Source organism: Methylobrevis pamukkalensis, assembly GCF_001720135.1.
GTDB lineage: Bacteria > Pseudomonadota > Alphaproteobacteria > Rhizobiales > Pleomorphomonadaceae > Methylobrevis > Methylobrevis pamukkalensis.
This window is the reverse complement of sequence record NZ_MCRJ01000016.1, coordinates 1-20,829: the sequence shown is the minus strand read 5'-3', so window position 1 is coordinate 20,829 and position 20,829 is coordinate 1. Positions and strand designations below refer to the sequence as shown.

The 20,829-nt window shown below is 68.3% G+C and carries 14 protein-coding genes and 2 pseudogenes; 12 read left to right on the top strand and 4 right to left on the bottom strand.

Translation table 11 applies throughout. The features are described from left to right. The first annotated feature begins 57 nt into the window (after positions 1-57). The 9 genes from A6302_RS04400 to A6302_RS04365 all read left to right on the top strand — a co-directional run bounded on the left by A6302_RS04400 (position 58) and on the right by A6302_RS04365 (position 11,072). Positions 58-657 carry a dimethylamine monooxygenase subunit DmmA family protein gene (locus tag A6302_RS04400; protein WP_069306032.1) on the top strand — a complete coding sequence of 200 codons (600 nt, stop codon included), beginning with the start codon at positions 58-60 and terminating at the stop codon, positions 655-657. Beyond that, positions 654-1,619, top strand: coding sequence for a PDR/VanB family oxidoreductase (locus tag A6302_RS04395; protein WP_069306031.1), 966 nt, complete (start codon positions 654-656; stop codon positions 1,617-1,619). Before A6302_RS04400 ends, A6302_RS04395 begins: the two co-directional genes overlap by 4 nt. Positions 1,620-1,638: 19 nt before the next feature. After that, positions 1,639-2,679, top strand: coding sequence for a heme-dependent oxidative N-demethylase family protein (locus A6302_RS04390; RefSeq protein ID WP_069306030.1), 1,041 nt, complete (start codon positions 1,639-1,641; stop codon positions 2,677-2,679). Positions 2,680-2,909: 230 nt separating this feature from the next. Beyond that, entirely contained in the window at positions 2,910-4,268 is a 1,359-nt protein-coding gene (locus tag A6302_RS04385) for an NAD(P)-binding domain-containing protein (protein WP_069306029.1), read from the top strand. Positions 4,269-4,562: 294 nt separating this feature from the next. Then, complete coding sequence (locus A6302_RS04380) at positions 4,563-5,879, top strand: ammonium transporter (protein WP_245293914.1); 1,317 nt, start codon at positions 4,563-4,565, stop codon at positions 5,877-5,879. Between the two features lie 145 nt (positions 5,880-6,024). Continuing rightward, positions 6,025-6,189 carry a hypothetical protein gene (locus tag A6302_RS22665; RefSeq protein ID WP_169833495.1) on the top strand — a complete coding sequence of 55 codons (165 nt, stop codon included), beginning with the start codon at positions 6,025-6,027 and terminating at the stop codon, positions 6,187-6,189. Positions 6,190-6,460: 271 nt separating this feature from the next. Continuing rightward, positions 6,461-8,830 carry a trimethylamine N-oxide demethylase gene (locus tag A6302_RS04375; RefSeq protein ID WP_069306027.1) on the top strand — a complete coding sequence of 790 codons (2,370 nt, stop codon included), beginning with the start codon at positions 6,461-6,463 and terminating at the stop codon, positions 8,828-8,830. Positions 8,831-8,941: 111 nt separating this feature from the next. Next, the gene (locus A6302_RS04370; RefSeq protein WP_069306026.1) at positions 8,942-9,784 is read left to right on the top strand and encodes a class I SAM-dependent methyltransferase; all 843 of its coding nucleotides are present in this window, start codon (positions 8,942-8,944) and stop codon (positions 9,782-9,784) included. Positions 9,785-9,965: 181 nt separating this feature from the next. Next, on the top strand, positions 9,966-11,072 hold the full coding sequence (locus tag A6302_RS04365) for an AraC family transcriptional regulator (protein ID WP_083255517.1): 1,107 nt from the start codon (positions 9,966-9,968) through the stop codon (positions 11,070-11,072). On the opposite strand, the gene A6302_RS04360 is transcribed toward A6302_RS04365, so the two are convergent. The 4 genes and pseudogenes from A6302_RS04360 to A6302_RS04350 all read right to left on the bottom strand — a co-directional run bounded on the left by A6302_RS04360 (position 11,069) and on the right by A6302_RS04350 (position 17,212). Further along, the gene (locus A6302_RS04360; protein ID WP_069306024.1) at positions 11,069-14,236 is read right to left on the bottom strand and encodes a calcium-binding protein; all 3,168 of its coding nucleotides are present in this window, start codon (positions 14,234-14,236) and stop codon (positions 11,069-11,071) included. The two genes, A6302_RS04365 and A6302_RS04360, sit on opposite strands and share 4 nt — an antisense overlap. Before the next feature lie 323 nt (positions 14,237-14,559). Beyond that, positions 14,560-14,724 (bottom strand): dATP/dGTP pyrophosphohydrolase domain-containing protein, encoded by a 165-nt coding sequence (locus tag A6302_RS21030; protein ID WP_169833494.1) that lies wholly within the window; start codon positions 14,722-14,724, stop codon positions 14,560-14,562. Then, positions 14,721-14,876, bottom strand: coding sequence for a DUF550 domain-containing protein (locus A6302_RS21925; RefSeq protein ID WP_141703408.1), 156 nt, complete (start codon positions 14,874-14,876; stop codon positions 14,721-14,723). The genes A6302_RS21030 and A6302_RS21925 overlap by 4 nt, the downstream gene beginning before the upstream one ends. Before the next feature lie 66 nt (positions 14,877-14,942). After that, positions 14,943-17,212: pseudogene (locus A6302_RS04350) on the bottom strand (putative bifunctional diguanylate cyclase/phosphodiesterase). Between the two features lie 562 nt (positions 17,213-17,774). On the opposite strand from A6302_RS04350, the gene A6302_RS04345 reads away from it, so the two are divergent. The 3 genes and pseudogenes from A6302_RS04345 to A6302_RS04335 all read left to right on the top strand — a co-directional run bounded on the left by A6302_RS04345 (position 17,775) and on the right by A6302_RS04335 (position 20,746). Then, entirely contained in the window at positions 17,775-18,689 is a 915-nt protein-coding gene (locus A6302_RS04345) for a hypothetical protein (RefSeq protein ID WP_069306021.1), read from the top strand. Positions 18,690-19,108: 419 nt separating this feature from the next. Beyond that, on the top strand, positions 19,109-19,822 hold the full coding sequence (locus A6302_RS04340) for a hypothetical protein (RefSeq protein WP_069306020.1): 714 nt from the start codon (positions 19,109-19,111) through the stop codon (positions 19,820-19,822). Next, a pseudogene (locus A6302_RS04335) lies at positions 19,791-20,746 on the top strand (AAA family ATPase). The gene A6302_RS04340 and the pseudogene A6302_RS04335 overlap by 32 nt, the downstream one beginning before the upstream one ends. Positions 20,747-20,829 lie beyond the last annotated feature (83 nt).

Genomic DNA, 20,829 nt, shown 5'->3' with positions numbered 1-20,829 from the left:
CGCAGGGAGCGGCACACCAGCAACCTGTCACCTGACGGTCCAGACGAGTTCCGGTGCATGATCGAACCGACCATCCTCTCCCGGCCGACCTACGGCACCCTCGAGCCCCGCCCCGGCCGGGCGCATCTGCTTATTGCCGATGACGCCGGCAGCGCAGCGATCGTCGACCTGTTCGCCAGGGCCCCGGCGGACTTCCACGAGAGCGCCACGATCCTTAGCGTGACGAAGGATCTGTCCGGCGACGAGGCCGCGGCCCTGCACCGCCTCTCGCCCGCCACCCTGACGGCCTGCCCGGACATGCCGGCGATGCTGAACACTCTCGCCGGCCTGCTGGCAGAAGCCGGCATGGGTGTGCAGATCTATCTCGCCGGCACCGAGCCGCTGATCGGCCAGGCGATGCGCGTGGTGATCGAGGCCGGCATCGACCATTCGGCGATCGCCACCGAGCATCGCGGCTCGCTCGCCCGCCGTGTCCAGTGCGTCCACTGCAAGGGCTTCATGGACGAGGTCACCACCCAGCCGGTGACCTGCGCCCACTGCGGCCTGTCGCTGTTCGTGCGCGACCACTATTCCCGCCGGCTCGCCGCCTTCCAGGGCGTCTGCATCAATGCGGAGGACCAGAGCGAGATCGTCCCGGCCGAGGAGGTGTTCCGATGAGTTCGACCGCCCGCGCCCTGGCCGTCACCGTCGCCGATGTCATCGAGGTGACGCCGCTGGTGAAACGCTTCGAGTTCGTCTCCACTGACGGCGCGCCGCTGCCGCCCTTTTCCGGCGGCGCCCATGTGGTGGTGGAACTGCCCGACGGCGACCACCTGCGGCGCAACCCCTATTCCCTGATGAGTTCGCCGCGCGACCTGTCGCGCTACGCCATCTCGGTGCGGCGCGACGACGGCGGTCGCGGCGGCTCGCGCTATCTGCACGAGCAGGTCGTCCCGGGCATGGCGATGACCATCTCCGCGCCCGTGAACCTGTTCGCGCTCGACCTGCGCGCCCGCAAGCACCTGATGATCGCCGGCGGCATCGGCATCACGCCGTTCATCGCCCAGATCCACCAGCTGTCCGGCGGCGGCGCGCCCTTCGAGCTGCACTACAAGGCCCGCTCCGCGCCGCTCGCCGCCTACATGGACGATCTCGCCGCCCGCCATCCCGGCGCGGTCCATGCCTGCTGCTCGGACCGCGGCGAGGATCTCGACCTCGACACTCTCCTGACCACCCAGCCGCTCGGCACCCATCTCTATGTCTGCGGACCGGAGCGACTGATCGCCGGTGTCACCGCCCGCGCCGCCGCGCTCGGCTGGCCGGCCCGGCATGTGCATGTGGAGCATTTCGCGGCGCCTCCGCCTGGCCTGCCCTTCGCCGTCCGGCTCGCCGCTTCCAACCTCTCGATCACGGTGCGCGGCGAGCAGAGCCTGCTGGAGGCGATCGAGGAGGCCGGGGTCGATGCGCCCTATCTCTGCCGCGGCGGCGCCTGCGGCCAGTGCGAGACCGCCGTTGTGGCCTGCGACGGCACCCTGCACCACCACGACCACTGGCTGACGGACGCACAGCGCGAGACGGGCGACAGGATCATGCCCTGCGTCTCGCGCTTCACCGGCCGCCTTCTGACCCTCGACCGCTGACGCATCGGAGACGGACGCGATGACCATCACCTTCCGCACCGAGACCTTCCGCGACGACTTCACCTTCCGCAACAGCCCGGCCGGCATCCGCCGCTTCCCGTTCCCGTTCCACGAGGACGGCTACATGTATTCGGTGAACATCGAGCCGCACCGGCCGGGCGCGCCCGGCAGCGTGTTCGAGCACGGCTTCGACGTCGACGAGCATTACGTGGCGGAGATGGCCGACCGGGCGCTGGTGCTGGCCGAGGATCCGCTGCGCTGCCAGGCGCTGCCGCACATGGATCTGGCGTCCTGGGACTATCTGGAACTGGTGATGACCACGAAGGCGCGGGACTATCCCGAGCTGTTCACGCTGGAGACCGACGGCGACCGCTGGCACTGGACCAACCGGCCGCTCGGCATCGACGACCGCTTCACCTTCGGCGTGACGTCGACCCTGCCCTGCCCGCCGCTCGAATACATCGGCCGCCAGACCCAGGGCGACCACTGCCTGCTCGACCAGCGCGACAACAATCTCTGGATGGACGCCGGCATGGTGACCACCCAGGCCGACTGGTCGCTCGACTTCGACATCGGCATGAACTTCTTCGAGTGGCACGCCCCGGTGCCGCTCGCCCACGAGATGGGCGTGTTCCAGCGGGCGATCAAGTTCCTGACCAGCATCCCGCAGGGCCAGCCGTCGCGCCGGCTCAACTGGACGCTGACGGTGAACCCCCGGCTCGACACCAGCCCGGAAAACTATCCGAAGTGGGGACCGGACAAGCTGACGGTCACGCCGGACACGATCGGCGAGAAGATGCATCTGCGCGTGGAGCTGCAGACCTTCTGGCGCCTGCCGCGCTCTAACGCCCTCGTCTTCCCGATCCGCTGCTACCTGCTGCGCTTCGACGACCTGGTGACCATTCCGAAGTGGGCCCGGCGGATGCACCGCGTGATCCGCGACCTGCCCCCGGAACTCGTCACCTACAAGGGCATGTCGCGCTACCACCCGATGCTGGTCGAATGGCTGGCCGCGCACGATGACGGCGCGCCGACCTCGCCCGGCATCTTTCCGGACTGAGACAGAGCGCCTCGCCGCGTTGGCGGCCGGATCAGGGCACAGGAATCGTCGGGACGTCCCTCTCCCGTTGCGGGAGCGGAGGCCCGAAGGGCGGGTGTGGGGACGTGGCCGCGGCGCCTCTCGTCAGGCTGCCGCAAGGCCATCGTCTCCGCCCCGGTTACGCGGCGCGGAGACGGGCACGCTCCCAGCCGCTTGCGCAGTTTTCATAAGAACGAGGGGACTCCACAGCCATGACACGCGTTGCCATCATCGGGGCCGGTCCGTCCGGCATGGCGCAGATGCGCGCCTTCCAGTCTGCCGCCGCCAAGGGCGCCGAGATCCCCGAGATCGTCTGCTTCGAGAAGCAGGCCGACTGGGGCGGCCTGTGGAACTACACCTGGCGCACCGGCCTCGACGAATACGGCGAGCCGATCCACGGCTCGATGTATCGCTACCTCTGGTCCAACGGGCCGAAGGAATGCCTCGAATTTGCCGACTACACCTTCGAGGAACACTTCGGCAAGCCGATCGCCTCCTATCCGCCGCGCGCCGTGATCTGGGACTACATCAAGGGCCGCGTCGAGAAGGCCGGGGTCAAGGACTGGGTGCGGTTCCGCACGCCGGTGCGGCAGGTGACCTTTTCCGAAGAGACCGGCCTGTTCACCGTCACCGCCCACGATCTCGTCAACGACGCCGTCTACGCGGAGGAATTCGACTACGTGGTCGTCGCCAACGGCCACTTCTCGACGCCCAACGTGCCCGAGTTTGCCGGCTTCGAGACCTTCGGCGGCCGCGTGCTCCACGCCCACGACTTCCGCGACGCGCTGGAGTTCAAGGGCAAGGACATCCTGATCGTCGGCACGTCCTATTCGGCCGAGGACATCGGCTCGCAGTGCCACAAATACGGCTGCAAGTCCGTGACGATCAGCCACCGCACCAAGGCGATCGGCTTCGACTGGCCGGAGACCTGGACCGAGGTGCCGCTGCTGATGCGCGTCGACGGCAACGTCGCCACCTTCAAGGACGGCACGACGAAGCGGATCGATGCCGTGATCCTCTGCACCGGCTACCAGCACCACTTCCCCTTCCTCGCCGACGACCTGCGGCTGCGCACCGCCAACCGGCTGTGGCCGCTCGGCCTCTACAAGGGCGTGGTGTGGGAGAAGAATCCCAAGCTGTTCTACCTCGGCATGCAGGACCAGTTCTACACGTTCAACATGTTCGACGCGCAGGCGTGGTTTGCCCGCGACGTGATGCTCGGCCGCATTCCCCTGCCCTCCACCGAGGAAATGACCGCCGACAGCCTCGCCTGGCGGGCCCGCGAGGAGGCGCTGGACGGCGACCACGACATGATCTGGTTCCAGGGCGACTACACCAGGGAGCTGATCGAGATGACCGACTACCCGATGTTCGACATCGAGGGGGTCAACGAGACGTTCATCGCGTGGGAGCACCACAAGGACGAGGACATCATGGGCTACCGCAACAAGTCCTACCGCTCGCTGATGACCGGCACGATGTCGCCGCCGCACCACACGCCGTGGCTGGAGGCGCTCGACGATTCGCTGGAAGCCTACCTCCAGGTCGAGCTGCAGAAGGGCGCGGCCTGACCGCGCCGCCATGTCCGGAAGGTCCGATTTCGCGCCCGCGAATCCGGCCCGGAATTCGCATGGGCGGCGTCAGCAGATGATGTGCAGCGGAGCACCGCGCCATCATGCCCAGCAATCAGGCAGGCCGCGACGAAGACGCGTCCACCGCATTGATTTCATTGATATGCACAGGAAACAGGCAGAGCAAATTTTGGCCTTGTTTCTTCTCGCGAATGGATCATTCCTTACAAGAATAAAAAGAGGCGACAGCTCCACCACACGGGGACACACATGGAACAGCAACAGCTCCTGGACATGACCGCCAAGCTGGAGGCACTCGAAAAGTCTCTCAGCATGGCGACGACGATCAACGCCGAGGTCTTCTACTGGTGGTGCACCGCGCTGATGGTCGCCATCCACGCCGGCTTCCTCGCCTACGAGATGGGCGCCTCGCGCGCCAAGAATGCGCTGGCCTCGGGTCTCAAGAACCTCCTCGCCTTCGCCTTCCTCGTCCCCGCCTTCTACTACGTCGGCTGGTGGATCTACCTCTCCTTCCCCGCGGGCCTCACCCTCTCCGAGGCCGGCGCGGCCGGCATTCCCTGGTCGACCTCGATGGGGCCGAACCTCACGGACCAGGCCTCGGGCATCTTCTACGCCGCCTTCACGCTGTTTGCCGCCACCACCGCCTCGATCATGTCGGGCTCGGTGATCGAGCGCATCCGCATCTCCGGCTTCACCATCCTGGCCGTGTTCCTCGGCTCGGTGGTCTGGGTCCTCGGCGCCTCCTGGGGCTGGCATCCGGAGGGCTGGCTGACCACCCAGTGGGGTCTGCATGACGTCGGCGCCGCCGGCTGCGTCCACACCATCGCCGGCCTGTTCACCCTCGGCGTGCTGATCAACCTCGGCCCGCGCGTCGGCCGCTACAACGCCGACGGCTCGGTCAACGACCTGCCGGGCCACAACATGCCGATGTCGCTGATCGGCCTGATGCTGATCGTCATGGGCTTCTTCGGCTTCCTTGGCGGGTGCATCATCTACACCGGCGACACCTGGATGACGATCTACAACACCCCGACCACGCTCTCGGCCTTTGCCTTCAACACCCTGATGGGCATTGCCGGCGGCATGATCGGTTCCTACCTCGTCACCCGCGATCCCTTCTGGATGATGTCCGGCGCCCTCATCGGCGTGATCTCCTCGGCCCCGGGCCTCGACGTCTACTACCCGGGCCTCGCCTTCCTGATCAGCTTCGCCGGCGGCTGCTTCATCCCGAAGCTCAACGACATCGTGGTGAAGAAGTTCAAGATCGACGACGCGGTCGGCGCGGTGGCGGTCCACGGCTTCGGCGGCATCTGGGGCCTGATCGCCGCGGGCCTGTTCGCCTCCGGCTACCCGAACGTCAGCGGCCCGAATGTCTCGCTGATCGGTCAGGTCGAAAGCGCGATCGTCTTCGCCCTGCTCGGCTTCGTCCCCGGCTACCTCCTGTCCTACGTCCTGAAGATGTTCGGCCTGCTGCGCGTCGGCGCCGCGGCGGAACTCGCCGGCCTCGACATGGCGGAAGTGCCGGTGCGCGCCTACCCGGAGGCCAACATGCCGGCCTTCGTGAACTCGGCCACGTCGCCGGCCGAGTGATCGGCTGATCCTCGCGGAACGGGTCGCGCCGGAGGGTCGCTTCCGGCGCGACGAGACGGACCCCGGCGGGGCCGCGACAGGGACCCGGTCCTGGCGACCTTCAACCTCGACGCGCCCCGCCCCCACACCCTGGAGACACCGGATCATGAACACCGCCCCGATCACCACCTGGGAAGGCGCCGAAGCCTATTTCACCTTCGCCGACAAGCCGGGCATCCTGATGCTCTTCACCGCCGTCGGCATCGCGCTGTGCGTCTACACGATCTACTCGATGGCCTGCCACGAGAACAAAGCCTACAAGAAGAAGTGAGCCGCCTGTCTCGTCGCGGCCGGGGATTGCCGGCGACGGGACGGCGTCATGACATCAGGGCCGGAACGCGAGTTCCGGCCTTTGTCGTCTGTGGCACTCGTGCTCGGTATCGCTCGGGCCCGGGCGACGGGTTACCGGAGCCGCTGACCGTTGCCGGATGACAAGTCGCTTGCAGGCAACGCCCGTCTCGATATATTCTCCAGAGGAAACATAATTTCCATCTACGTCCTGAGATGCGCCACTGGCGGATCCTGACACGGAGACACGCCGCATGCTGCTCCGCCCGGACATTCCCTTTCGTCCCGGACCGCCTTCCGCAACGCGCGCCCTGCGTCCGCGCAGCGTCACCCGCGCGCCCTCACACGAGCGCTATGCCATACGCGGCGGCGGGGCGATCCTTGTGGAGGTTTCGGCGGGCGATCGGGTGACCGTCGTCAGCGACGAGGGCGGACAGATCGCCGAGATCCTCGCCTGCCACCGTGACGGCCGCAGCGACCCCGCTCTTCTCGGCGAGACCGGCGGACGGGTTCCATCGGGCCTTGGTGCCCTGCTGCAGTCGGAGGAGGCCGGACTCCGCAGCCTGCGCAGCGGCCTTGCCGTCCGGGCGATCGACCCGGCCGGGGCCACCGCCGTCACCGTCTTCGGCACCTCTTCCCCGGCGGGCGACAGCGCCAGCTTCCCGATCCGGTCGGAGGGATATCTCGTCATCGCCGCGCCCGGCGGCGCCATGGCCGTCGATGGCCATGACACGGCAACGCCGCTGACCGTGACGGTGGCCCGCGCTGCCCCCGGGCTGGTCGCCCGCCACGACCTGCCCGATCCGCTCGCCGATCCGCTGGCCGACATCCGGGTCGGTGCGGCCTCTGCGCGCGCCTATTTCGTCAAGGCCGGCGACTACATCCAGATCCTCGACGTCGACGGTCGCCAGTGCACCGACTTCCAGTGCTTCTCGGCGCGCAAGCTCGACCGCGGGATCGAGCACCCGCTCGACATGACCACCACCCGCAGCCTCATCGGCCACGCCTACGCGATGCCGGGGCTCCATTCGAAGTATTTCGACCAGGACATGGAGCCGCTGGTGGAGGTGGTGCAGGACACCTGCGGCCGCCACGACGCCTTCGCGCTTGCCTGCTCGGCCAAATACTACGACGACTTCGGCTATCCGGGTCACGTCAACTGCACCGAGAACTTCAACGGCGCGCTTGCGGGCCACGGTGTGGCCCCGCGCGCCGGCTGGATGGCCGTCAACTTCTTCTTCAATACCGGCATCGACGCCCACGGGGTGATGTATGCGGACGAGCCGTGGTCGCGCCCCGGCGACTATGTGCTGATGCGGGCGCTGACCGACCTCGTCTGCGTCTCGTCCGCCTGCCCGGACGACACCACCGCCGCCAACGGCTGGAACCCGACCGACATCCATGTGCGGACCTACGCCGGTGCCGAGCGCTTCTCCCGCGCCGTTGCCTTCCGCCCGACCCCAGACGCCGAGCCGCAGATGACCCGCGAGTCCGCCTTCCACGCCTCCTTTGCCGCGCTGACGCGGAATTTCGTCGAGTATCGCGGCTTCTGGCTGGCCCACGAGTTCAACGAGGGCGGCGCGATCGCCGAGTATCACGCCTGCCGCGAGCGGGCCGTGGTCACCGACCTCTCGCCGCTGCGCAAGTTCGAGGTGACCGGGCCGGATGCCGAGGTGCTGCTCGACCACGTGCTGACCCGCGACGTCAAGAAACTGGCGGTCGGCGAGGTGGTCTATTCGGCGATGTGCTACCCGCACGGCGGCATGATCGACGACGGCACCCTGCTGCGGCTCGGCGCCGACAACTTCCGCTGGATCGGCGGCGACGACTATGGCGGCGTGTGGCTGCGCGAGAAGGCCGCCGAACTTGGTCTGGAGGTGCTGGTGCGCTCCTCCACCGACCAGATGCACAACATCGCCGTGCAGGGGCCGGCCAGCCGCGAAATCCTCGGCGAGATCGTCTGGACCCCGCCGGCGCGGCCGAGCCTTGCCGAACTCGGCTGGTTCCGTTTCACGGTCGGGCGGATCGGCGGGCCGGCGGGCGCGCCCGTGGTGGTGTCACGCACCGGCTACACCGGCGAACTCGGCTACGAGATCTTCTGCCATCCCAAGGACGCCGCCGCCGTGTTCGACGCGGTCTGGGCCGCCGGCCGGCCGAAGGGGCTGATGCCGATGGGCCTTGCCGCCCTCGACATGGTGCGCATCGAGGCGGGTCTCGCCTTCGCCGGACACGAATTTTCCGACGAGACCGACCCGTTCGAGGCCGGCATCGGCTTCACCGTGCCGCTGAAATCGAAGGCGTCGGACTTCATCGGCCGCGACGCGCTGCTGCGTCGCAAGGAGCATCCGTCCCGCCGCCTCGTCGGGCTGGAGATCGCCGGCAACGAGTCGGCCGTCCACGGCGACTGCGTCCACATCGGCCGGGCGCGGGTCGGCGTCGTCACCAGCGGCATGCGGTCGCCGCTGCTCGGTCACCCGATCGCGCTCGCCCGCGTCGACGTCGCCCATGCGGACATCGGCACCGAGGTCGAGATCGGCAAGCTCGACGGACACATCAAGCGGCTGCCGGCGAAAATCGTGGCCTTTCCGCACTACGATCCCAAAAAGACACGGCCACGCTCGTGAGAGGCGCCGCAAAGTCGGGGACGAACGTCAAAAAGTTCCGCGGATGATTGACAACAATCGCCGATTCCATCTCCCTTCGTGATCCGTATGACGACTTGCGATCGGATCGACATGACATCGGCGACGACAGACGCGCCCGCCGAATGGCTGGAAATCAATCGTGCGAACTGGGACGAGCGGGTCTCCTGGCATCTCGATGCCCCGTCCTACGATCTCGGCGCCCTGCGCGCCGGACAGGGGCGGCTCTATCCGATCGAGCAGCGCGAGATCGGCGACGTGCGCGGCAAGCGGATCCTGCATCTGCAGTGCCACTTCGGCCGCGACAGCCTCGCGCTCGCCCAGCAGGGCGCCGAGGTGGTCGGGCTCGACTTCTCGCCGGCCGCGGTGGAGGTGGGCAATCGCCTGGCCGCCGAACTCGGGCTGGCGGGGCGCGCCCGCTTCGTCGAGGCCAATGTCTACGACGCGCCGAAGATCCTCGATCGCGGCCCCGGCTTCGACATCGTCTTCGTCACCTGGGGCAGCCTGTGCTGGCTGCCGGACCTTGCCCGCTGGGCCGCCGTCGTCGCGCATTTCCTGAGGCCCGGTGGCCACCTCTATCTCGCCGACGCCCATCCGGCGGCCATGGTGCTGGAGGACCTCGACCCGAAGGGCGGCCAGGAGCCGGTGCTCTACCTGCCCTATTTCATCGAAGGCGCGATCATCGAGGACGACCCCACCGACTATGCCAACAAGAAGGCCCGGCTGAAGCACAGCCGCACCCACGAGTGGATGCACACGCTGGCCGAGATCCTGACCTCGATCGCCAGGGCCCGGCTCCGGCTCGAATGGTTCAACGAGCACCCCGAAATCCCGTGGCGGATGTTCGCCGACCTCGTGGAGACCGACGAAGGCCTCTATCGCTGGCCGGCCGAGCAGTGGATGCCGCTCGCCTTCTCGCTCAAGGCCAGCGCCTGACGGCCGTTGCCCCATGGTCAGCGAGCCGCCTCGACGCATGGAACCTTTGGAAGCTGCTTCCACGAACGCCGTTCTGCATTCCGGAAATCCTGAAGTGTCGACGTGACATTCCGCTGGACAAGGGACACGGTCGTATTCAGACTTTTCCGCCGGGCTGAAAATCCGGACGAGGGACGTTGCGATGAGGGAAGGCGCGGCAGAGTGGCGTTCCGACACCTCGGAGTCCTCGCGCGGACCGGGTGACGCGCCTGCGCCGCCACAATCGCTGCTCGCCGGCGATCTTCACCTGACCCTGCCGCCCGACCGCCAAGACCGGCTGAGCACAGACGACATGGACCGCATACACGCGGAGATGTCGCGTGCCATTTCCCATCACGTGGCCCGCCCGGAACCCGGCACGCGCCGCATTTCCGCATCGAAGGCGGAGGCGTCGCTGGGGAACCTGGGGCTGATCCAGATCAGCTACGGCGCGAGGATGTCGATCAGGGCCGAGACCTGCGGCCCGAATTTCCTGGTACAGGTCCCGCTTTCGGGCCAGGCCAGCATTCGCAACGGCCGGGAGACCGTCGATTCCCATCCCGGCATGGCGACGATCATCCGTCCGGATGTGCCGCTGGACTTCCGGTTTTCCGCCGATTTCGACCTTCTCGTCCTGAGGTTGCCGGCGGACAGGCTCGAGCGGCAATGCGAGCAGCTCCTCGACGAGCGCGGCGGAGGGCTCGACCGCCGTCTGGCTTTCTCCCTCGCGTTTCCCCTCGCGAGCGAGGGGGGACTACGCTGGCTGAGGTTGCTGAAGTATCTGCGCGACGAGGCGGTGAGCGGCACATCGCTGCTGTTCCGCTCGCCGCTCGCCATGGCCTCCTGCGAGCAGATGCTGATGAACGCGCTGATCTCCCTGCAGCCGAACAACTACAGCGAGGCGCTTTTCGGACGGCCGGTCACGACCGTCTCCCCCTTCTACGTGCGCCGCGCAGAGGACTACATGCGCGCCCATGCCGCCGAGCCCCTGATGATCGGCGACATTGCCGGCGCCGCCGGCATCAGCGTGCGGGCACTCCACCGCGGCTTCCAGGAGTTCCGGGGCACCAGCCCCCTCGCCATGCTGAAGTCGATCCGCCTCCAGCACGTGCGCGAGGACCTTCTCACCGCGGAACCGGGACGGGTCTCGGTCACCGCCGTGGCGCTGAAATGGGGCTTCGGCCATCTCGGGCACTTCGGCCAGGACTACCGGCAGCGTTTCGGAGAAACGCCGATGGAAACCCTGCGCCGCGCCGGCTCTCAGCCTTAAAGCAGGAATTCTCCTGCCGTAAGGCCGCTTGAGACGCCCTCCAGAACGATCGTGCCATGGCTGGTGACGATGGTCGCATCCCCGTCGGCATAGGAGATTCCCAGATCCCGGAACAGGTAGTCATGGTCGCTGAGATCGATCTTGTCGAAGTCGCCCTTCACGAAATCGACGATCGAATCCACGCCCCAGTTCGTGCCCTTGAAGATGAAGGTGTCGCCGCCGGAACCGCCGATCAGGACATCGTTTCCTGAGCCGCCGTCAAGCAGGTCGCCGTCATCAAGGCCCGACAGGGTGTCCTTCCCGCCTTTGCCCGTGAGGACGTTGCGCGCACTGTTGCCGTGGATCGTGTCGGCAACGTTCGACCCGATGACGTTCTCGATCTGGGAGAGCGTGTCACCGGCCGCGTCGCCCCAGGCTCCCATGCCGGCCGCAAGGCTGACGAAGACGCCTGCACCGGAGCCACTGTAGTCCGCCGTGTCGGTGCCAACCCCGCCCCGCAGCACATCCGCACCGGCCCCGCCAGCCAGGAAATCGTCGCCCCAGGCGCCTTCCAGCCAGTTCACGCCCCCGTCGCCGATGAAGGTGTCCGAGTAGTTGCTGCCCATGAGATTCTCGACGCCGGTCAGCACGTCCCCGTCCGCATCGCCGCCGCTCGCCGTGCCAGCGGCCAATGACACGATAACCGCCGCTGCAGATCCCTCGTAGCTGACGAGGTCCCGGTCCTCCCCGCCGTCAAGCACGTCGCCGCCGCTGCCGCCCTTGAGGACGTCGTTGCCCGCGCCACCGCCAAGCTTGTCGGTTCCCAGCCCGCCATCGAGCACGTCATCATCTGACCCGCCGCTCAGCGTGTCGTTTCCGACCCCGCCGTCGAGAACGTCGTCGCCCGCCCGTCCGTCGAGCACGTCCTTGCCACCGCCAGCTTCGAAGATGTCATTGCCACCTCCCCCGAGGAGTGAATCGTCTCCTTCGCCGGTCTCGATGTCGAAGCTGCCGTTCGTCTCGGCCTTGCCGTCGAGGATGACCGTGTCGCCGGCACCAAGATGCCAGGCATCGATGGTCAGCGTCTCTCCGGCATCCAGCAGCGCATCGGTGACCGTCAGCACATAGTCGTGGCCGTCGCCGAGCCTGATCTTCTCGATGTCCTTCACCACGGCTCCGCCGAGGGTGATCGCCATGTCGGCATCGATCTCCAGCGTGTCGTTGCCCGTGCCGCCGTTGATCCTGTCCTTCGGTCCGAGCGCCTGCCCGACATCGAAGCTGTCGTCGCCACCACCACCATGCGCCCGGTCATCGCCTCCGGCATAGATGCGAAGGGTGTCGTTGCCGCTGCCGCCCTTCATCACGTCGTTGCCCTTGCCGCCGGACATCACGAACGAACCGTCGGTCTCGGCGCTGCCGTCGAAGGTCAGCCTGTCGCCGGCACCGAGCCAGTAGCCTCGCACCTCCATCGTCTGGCCAGCCGCAACCGTGCTGTCCTGCGCGACGAGGTTGTAGGAGAAGCCGGCCCCGAGACCCAGCATCTCGACGCCCGCGAGCTTGCCCGGTCCGAGGACCAGCGTTTCGGAATAGTCCCCGTCGAGATGGAGGCTGTCGCTGGTGCCGGAGCCGGCACGCACGGCGCTGCCGCTGTTGCGGAACGCGGCACCTGCGCGCACCTCGAGCGTCCCGGCGCCGCCGGAGGAATCGTCCACCAGAAGCACGTCTCCGTCATCCAGCCAGTATCCATTGACGGTCATCGTCTGCCCGTCGGCGATCGTGTCCTTGTGCAGGTGGATCCGATAGTCATGGCCCGCCCCGAGGCCGAGTTCCTCGACATTGCGGATGGTGGACGACTTCAGCGTGATCTCGTAGTCCCCATTGAGATCGAGGCTGTCGCGCCCCGAGCCACCATCGATGATGTCCTCGAGGTCGATCGTGCCGGCGCCGCGGATCAGGTCGTCGCCGCCACCGCTGTAGATCCGGTCGGTACCGCCACCGCGCAGATCGACATCCTCCCGGCCGCCGCCGCCGAGGATGATGTCCGTTCCGTTGTGATCCATGATGCCGAAGGTGCCGTCGGTCTCGGCGGACGCATCCAGCACGAAGGTCGTTCCGCCGGTCATGTAGCCGGACGAGATGTGGAGGGTCTCTCCCGACCCGACGAGCGAATCCGTGACATTCACCACCGAGGACAGCGAGGACGTGATGTAGAGGTGTTCGATGTTCTGCACGGTGGTGCCGGACAGCGTGACAGGTGTCGAGAGGCCGCCGATATGCAGGGCATCGACACCGAAGCCCCCATCCACGATGTCGTTGCCATTGTAGTGCTTGGTGAACTCGACCCTGTCGTCGCCGGCGCCGGCCACCACGATGTCGTCACCGCCCCTGTGCATCCGGAAGACGTCGTCCGCGGCGCCGCCGATCAGCACGTCATCGCCCGTGCCGCCCGTGATGTCGAAATGACCGTCGGTCTCGCCGCTGCCATTGAAGGCCAGTCCCTGGTTGATCGAGCTGACGCCGCCCATGACGCCGACCTTGAGCGTCTCCCCGGCCGCGACGATGGCGTCGACCGTGGTCAGGACCGTCGAACCGCCATCCTTGCTCTCGATGCGGATTTCCTCGACGCCGGTCAGGGTCGCCGGGTCGAACGTGATCTCGGCATCGGTTCCCGCGCCGACGACCAGCGTGTCGTAGCCCGCCCCGCCGAAAAAGGTGTCGGCCGTGGTGTAGCCATCGTTGAAGATGGCCGTGTCGTCGCCGTCGCCGCCGATGACGGTGTCGACGCCACCCTGCCAGACCCAGAAGACGTCGTCGCCGTTCCCGCCCTTGAGCATGTCGTTGCCGCTCATGCCGCGGACGCCGAAATGGCCATCCTTCTCCGCCGAGCCGTCGAAGACGAGCCGGCCGGCCGAGCCGCCGATCACCTCGATGGTCAGCTGCTGTCCGGCCGCGACGTTGCCGTCGTGGGTCTTGAGCGAGTAGTCGTGGCCGGCGGTCAGGTGGAGGAATTCGACCGACCGCATCGTCTGGGACTTGAAGACAACCGGCTGCAGATAGTCGCCGTCCAGGACCAGCACGTCGGTGTCGTCGCCGCCGTCGATCTTGTCGCCGGCGGTGAGGAAGTTCCCCGCCCGGATCGTGTCCTCGCCCGCAAGAGCGGTGACGACGTCGGTCCCTCCCGTCATCAGAATCGTATCGTTACCTGCGCTCCCCATGAGGCCCGCCATCATGCCCTCCTCGCGCCCTGCGCCTTCGCTTCCATCGAATGTCCGGGTCATGCCCGGGATGGCGCGCTTATGGAGCGGGGCGAGATGACGGGCACTCCCGGGAGCGCCGCGGCTATCCGAATCCTGCCGAATTCGCAGCCGTCGGCGGCATCAGGCCGTGGGGGGGGGGCTGCTTGATGGAGACAGCGCCGTCTCTTGCGGCGGCGCGCGGCGCACCGGTCGCGTCAGCCTGCCGGCGCCGGAATGTGGAGATGCCGGAGGGCGCGCGGCGGGCGCTGAGGTCAGGTCGGCTCGCCGCTGCGGTCGTGCTGCACCGGCGCATCCGCCTCGCCGGGCGGCGGCCAGTCGCGGGCGAGATTGATTGCCTGCTTGGCGCAAAGATCCTTGAGCAGCGTCTCCGGCGACCCGCCGTGGCGCAGATAGCCGTCGATGGCGAGCGTGATCACGTCGATCCATTCGGCGAGGTCGCCGGGCGCTGGCGAACCTCCTCGATCTCGAGCTCAATGTGCCGGGTCAGGCTGGCGGTCTGGCGGCCAGCGCCGAAGGTCGCCTCCGACCAGGCCGCATGGCGGCGCAGGAACGTCTCGAAGGGGTCCATCGTCGTCTTCCAAGGTCCGTCACACGTCGCGCCGCGCCCGGCGGGCGCGCTGGTTCGACACTCGCGTCAGGCCCGGCGCGGATCGCGCTTGTCGGCCGGCTTCATCCGGGCGAGCCATTCGCCCGCGTGGTCGAGGAACCACGGAACGCGGCTGCCGGCCATGGGCTTGGCGAAGAAATAGCCCTGGCCGTAGCGGCAGCCGAGCGCCCGGAGCTTGGCGACCTGCCCGGCCGTCTCCACACCCTCGGCGATCACGTCGAGGCCGAGACTGCGGCCAGGTTGATCACCGCCGTGACGATCGCCGAATCGCCGGCGTCTTCCTCGAGGTGATGGACGAAGCTGCGGTCGATCTTGAGCTCGTTGACCGGGAACCGCTTGAGGTGGGTCAGCGAGCCGTAGCCGGTGCCGAAATCGTCCAGCGAGATCTTCATGCCGGCCGCGCTGAGCGTCTCGAGGATCGGCCCCACACTGCGGGCGGCACTGTCGAGCAGCACGGTTTCCGTGACCTCGATCTCGATCAGCGATGCAGGAACGCCCGCCGCGGCAAGGCGCTCGATGATGTCGTCGGCCAGCGACGGTTCGGCGAAATCGAAGGACGAGAGATTGAGCGAGATCCGGCCGGGCACCAGCCCGCGCACCAGCCATGCCGACATGTCCTCGATCAGCGCAGAGAACACCGATTCGCGGATGGCGGTGGCAAGATCGCAGTCCTCGAAGGCCGGGCCGAACACGGCCGGCGTCAGCACGCCCTTCTCCGGGTGCAGCCAGCGCGCCAGCGCCTCGAAGCCGAGGACCTTGCCGCTGACGATGTCGACCTTCGGCTGGTAGAAGGGCACGAAACGCCGGTCGACCAGCGCCTCCTTGATCTCCGACAGCAGTGCGGACCGCCGGTCGGCCGCCTGGCGCATCTGCGGCGTGAACACGGCCACCTTGGAGCGTCCGCTCCGCTTGGCGGCGTAGAGGGCGAGGTCGGCGTCCTTGAACACGCCGCCCGGATCGGCGTCGGCGCAGGTGAAGCAGGCGACGCCGAAGCTGGCGGAAACGGTGAACAGCTTGTCGCGATGCTCGAAGCTGCGGCACAGCGCGCCATGGAGCCGCGCCGTGAAGGCCGGCACGTCGCCGCCCGCGGCCTCCGCATCGATCAGGAGTGCGAATTCGTCGCCGCCGAGGCGCGCGGCCGTCCCTGCCCCGCCCGTCACCGACAGGATGCGCCGGGCGATCTCGCGCAGCAGAACGTCGCCGGCGTCATGGCCGAGCGTGTCGTTGATTTCCTTGAAGTGGTCGAGATCGACGAGGATCAGCGCGAACCGGCGATCGGCCGCGATCCGCTGGTCGGTGAAGGCCCGGTCGAGGGCGAACTGGAAGCCGGAGCGGTTGACGAGCCCGGTCAGCGCGTCATGGTCGGCCGCATGGCGCAGGCGGGCCTCGGCCTCCTTGCGCAGGGTGATGTCCGACGTCACGCCGACAATCCGCGGCAGACCGCCGTCGCCGTCGATCAGCAGCATGCTCACGGACAGCCAGATCCGCCGGCCGTCCGGGTGAAGAAAGCGGACCTCGATGCCGTTGCTCGCCTCCGACGGCGCCGCCGCCAGCATGCCCGCGAGCTTGTTGCGGTCGTTGTCATGGACATGGGCGAGGAAGTCGACGAGGCCGAAGCTGCGGCTGCCGAGCACTTCCTCGGCGTTGTCCGACCATTTGACGGTGTCGGCGCCGACGGCCATCTCCCAGCCGACCATGCGGCCGGCTTTCAGCGCAAGGCGCCAGCGCTTCTCGCTGCCGATCCGCTCGATCTCCGCGGTCTTGCTGTCGGTGATGTCCTGGATCGCGCCCACGAGGCGCACCGGGTGGCCGGACGTGTCGGCAACCAGCTGGCTGCGCTCGTGCCACCAGCGCTCCTCGCCGGTGTCGGCGCGGCGAATCCGGTAGGTGATGTCATAGGGGATCAGGCTGAAGGATTCGACGATGCGACGGATCTCGTGGTCGACCTTCTCCCGGTCGTCCGGATGAACCAGCCGGTAGAAGATCTCGTCGTCGATGCGCGATCCCGCGGGCAGGCCGGCAAGCTCGCACAGGTGTCCCGACCAGGAGGTGTCGTGCGAGGGCAGTTCCATGTCCCAGATTCCGAGACGGGTCGCCTCCACGGCGAGGCGAAGAAGCTCCTCGCGTTCGTGCAGGGTCTGCTCGGCACTGTCGCGGACCTTGAACTCGGTCTTGACCGACGACCGGAACGCAGCCTGCGCGCCATCGGCCGTTGCCGCCACGGCCTGCGCCGGCTCGGCCCTCTTCCGCAACCCCAGCCGCCGGGGGCGCGCGGTCAGAACGTCTCCCTTCGTCATCGGTTCACCTTGAATGAGTGCGCAACCACGCAGGCACAACTCGACTTCGAGAAAACCTGACATCACCCTGTTTTAAGGCCGAAAAACTAAGAACATCTGAAGCATGTGCCTCGTCTTGGATGTGTACGCACATTCTACCGGAACGGGCCCTGCCGTTGCGCACATGCAGGAATTGCATTTCGCGAGGGGAAACAGCCCCTTCGGCGACGACGACGGGGCGGCGCCTCCCCGGCGGCTCGCCCCTCGCCTGCGCGATGCCGGGCGAGGAACGGACGTGGGCCGGTGGCGCCGCGTCCGACCCATCCCGTATCCGGAGCGGACGGAGCGACGTGTTCCCGTTTCGAGGCTGCTCCTGATGCTCATCCATATTCCCCGGGTCCTTTCTCCGCAGCGCGGGGGCCTCGCACTGAACCCGGCGAGATTTCCTTCACCGCGACCGGCGCCGGACCACCCCCACGGTTGCAGCCCGGCGAGGCGGCGCGCTATAGGCAGAAGGCGCGACCGGACACCTCCGGCCGATCGGGTCACCGGGGATGGCGATGCCGGCAGGGATCTCGTTCGCATGACGTCCATCGCCCGGCTCCTGGCGGCGCGCCGCCTCGCGGTCGGCCTCGGCCTGTCCATCCTGCTGCTGCCGGGCGCGGCATCGGCGGCGGACGAGGCGGCCGCGCCTGTCATTCCTTATGCGCAGGTCGCCGAGAAGGCGCGCGTCCAGACCGCCGTGGAGATCCTCGACGCCGAGGCGCCGCTGGATCTGACCGGCGAGGCCAGGCCCGCCCCGGCCGAGGCGCTCGACCGGATCACCCCCTCCGCCGATGCGGCCTACTGGCTCACCACTGCCGTGCTGGTGGCGATCGTGGCCGCGCTGCTCTGGCTGTTCGTCCGCTTCGGCGGCGCAAGCGACCTGTTCCGCCGCGGTCCGCACGAAGCCCGGCTGCACCGCGCCGTCCGCTCCGAGACGCAGACCGTTGACGACGCCGCGACGTCGTTGTCCGACCTGCGCGCCATGGCCGACCGGCCGGCGGCGCTGCGGATCATGCTGCAGCGGGCGATGGAGCGCGCCGCCGAGGTTCACGGCATGCGGCTGGCTCGCAGCCAGACGGCGCGGGGCCTGCTCCGTCGCTGCCGGGGGCCTGGGTGCACCACGACCGCCTGCGCGCCCTCGTCCATGCGGAGGAACTGGTGCGCTTTGCCGGCCGCGACCTGCCGGAGAGCACGTTTGAGGCCTGTCTCGTCGCCGCCGGCGCCATCCTCACGACCGAGGCGCCCCGATGACGGCCGCCGCGAGAGCCGCGATGAAGGCCCCCGGCTCGACCGGGGACATCGTGATCGGTGCGCTCGCCGTCGTGCTCGTGCTCGCTGCCGTGCTGCTGCTCGACTGGACGGGCCGCACCCCGGTGGACCGCTCCGCCACCGGCTTCGACGGGCTCGCCGCCTGGCTGCGCAGCGAGGGGCTGGATGCCCGGCTGATGCGTGACGGCGACACGCCGCCGGCCGACACCGTGGGTCTGCGCGTGCTGCCGCTGCACGACACCGACGCCGAAGAGGTCTTCATCGAGCCCGAGGACCGCGAGGCGCGGCTCCTTGCCGAAACCCGGCGCGACATCAACGTCTTCGTGCTGCGCGCCAAGATCCTGACCCTGCCGACGCTGGTCGTGCTGCCGAAATGGCGGACCGGCATGGCCGAACTCGGCAAGGCCCATCCGCGCCTGCTGATCGACGAGGCGGCCGTCAGCCGCATCGCCGCCCAGGCGCTCGCCGGTGAAGCCCGGGTCTCGCCGGACACTCCGGCGCCTTCGAGGTCGACGCCGCCGGCGGGACGCTCGTCACCACCCTCGCCTATCCGCAGCTGCTGGTCTCGGACGCTGCGAGCCCCTGATCGGAACGAGCTACGGCATGCTGCTCGGCCGCTGCCCGGTCGATCCGGACGAGGCGGCCGACGAGACCGACGGTCCCGCCCACGTGCTGGTCCTGTCCGATCCCGATCTCCTCGACAACTGGGGCCTTGCCCGCGGCGACAATGCACAGATCGCCTCGGACCTCGTCGCCGGTCTTGCCGAAGAGGGTGCGATCGTCGTCGACAACACCACGTGGAACTGGACGATCGACGGCTGGACGCCCCCCGAGCGAAGCTGGGCCGACCTTGCCCGTTTCTTTGCATTCCCGCTGTCGCTGCTGTGGGCCGGCTTCCTCGCCCTCGCCGTGCTCGTGCTCTGGCGCGCCGCGGTGCGTGACGGGCCGCCAATTCCCGAGGACGACGACGGGCTGCGGCCATCGAAGACGGTCTCCGTTGCCGCCAGGGCCCGGCTCCTGCGCCTGTCCGGCCGCGACGCCGCGCTGGTACGCCTGCATGTGCAGGACCGCATGCAGGCGCTCGCCGCCGACCTGCTCGGCCCCCGCCGCGGCGCCGGCTCGTCCGCCAGCGGCGAACTCGGCCGCGTGCTGGCCCGGCGCGACCCGGCCGCTGCCGCGGAACTCGCCGCCCTGTCCGCGGCGGACGCGATCCCCGACGGCACGCCGTCCGTCGACCTGCTCGCGATCGTCGATCGCCTCGAAACCCTGACCGAAAAGGTGCTGCATGACCCTGGACGACCTGCGCAGTCTCGTTGAGCGCATCCGGGTCGAGGTCGGCAAGGCCGTCCACGGCCAGAACGAGGCGATCGACCTTCTCGTCGTCGGCCTGTTCGCGCGCGGCCACGTCTTGCTCGAAGGCCCGCCCGGCACCGCCAAGACGCTGCTCGCCCAGTCGCTCGCCGCCGCCTTCGCGCTCGGCTTCGGCCGGATCCAGTTCACGCCCGACCTGATGCCCGGCGACGTGCTGGGCGCCAACGTCTACGATTTCCGCGCCGGAACCTTTCATCTGGTGAAGGGGCCGGTCTTCACCGAGATCCTGCTCGCCGACGAGATCAACCGCGCGCCGCCCAAGACCCAGGCCGCCCTGCTGCAGGTGATGCAGGAGCGCGTTGCCACCATCGACGGCGTCGACCACCGTTTCAGCGACCATTTCTCGGTGATCGCCACCCAGAACCCGATCGAGCAGCAGGGCACCTATCCGCTGCCCGAAGCCCAGCTCGACCGCTTCCTGTTCAAGATCGTGCTCGATTTCCCGGACGAGGCGGCCGAGATGGAGATCCTGCGCCGCCATGCCGCCCGCCCGCTCGGCCATCAGGCGCGCACGGCCGACGTCGCGGCGGTGGTCAGCGCCGGCGACCTCGACGCCGCCCGCAGGCTGATCGACGGCATCCGCCTCGACGACAGCATCCTCGCCTATGTGCTGCAACTCGCCCGCGCGACCCGGACCGATCCCGAGATCGAGCAGGGCGTCTCCACCCGCGCCGCCGACGCCCTCTGCGGCGCGGTGCGGGCGCTCGCCGCGCTCGACGGCCGCACCTATGCGGTGCCCGACGACGTGAAGATCCTGTTCGTGCCGGCCATGCGCCACCGCGTCGTGCTCGGGCCGTCGGCGGAAATCGAAGGGCGCACCGCCGCGACGTGCTGTTCAGCATCCTCGAGCGGACCGAGGCGCCGCGATGAGGCTCGGCCTGCGGCCGACCCGGCGGCTGCTCGGCCTCGGGCTCGCCGCCTTCTCGGCCTCCGCGCTCCTCGTCGGGGCGGTG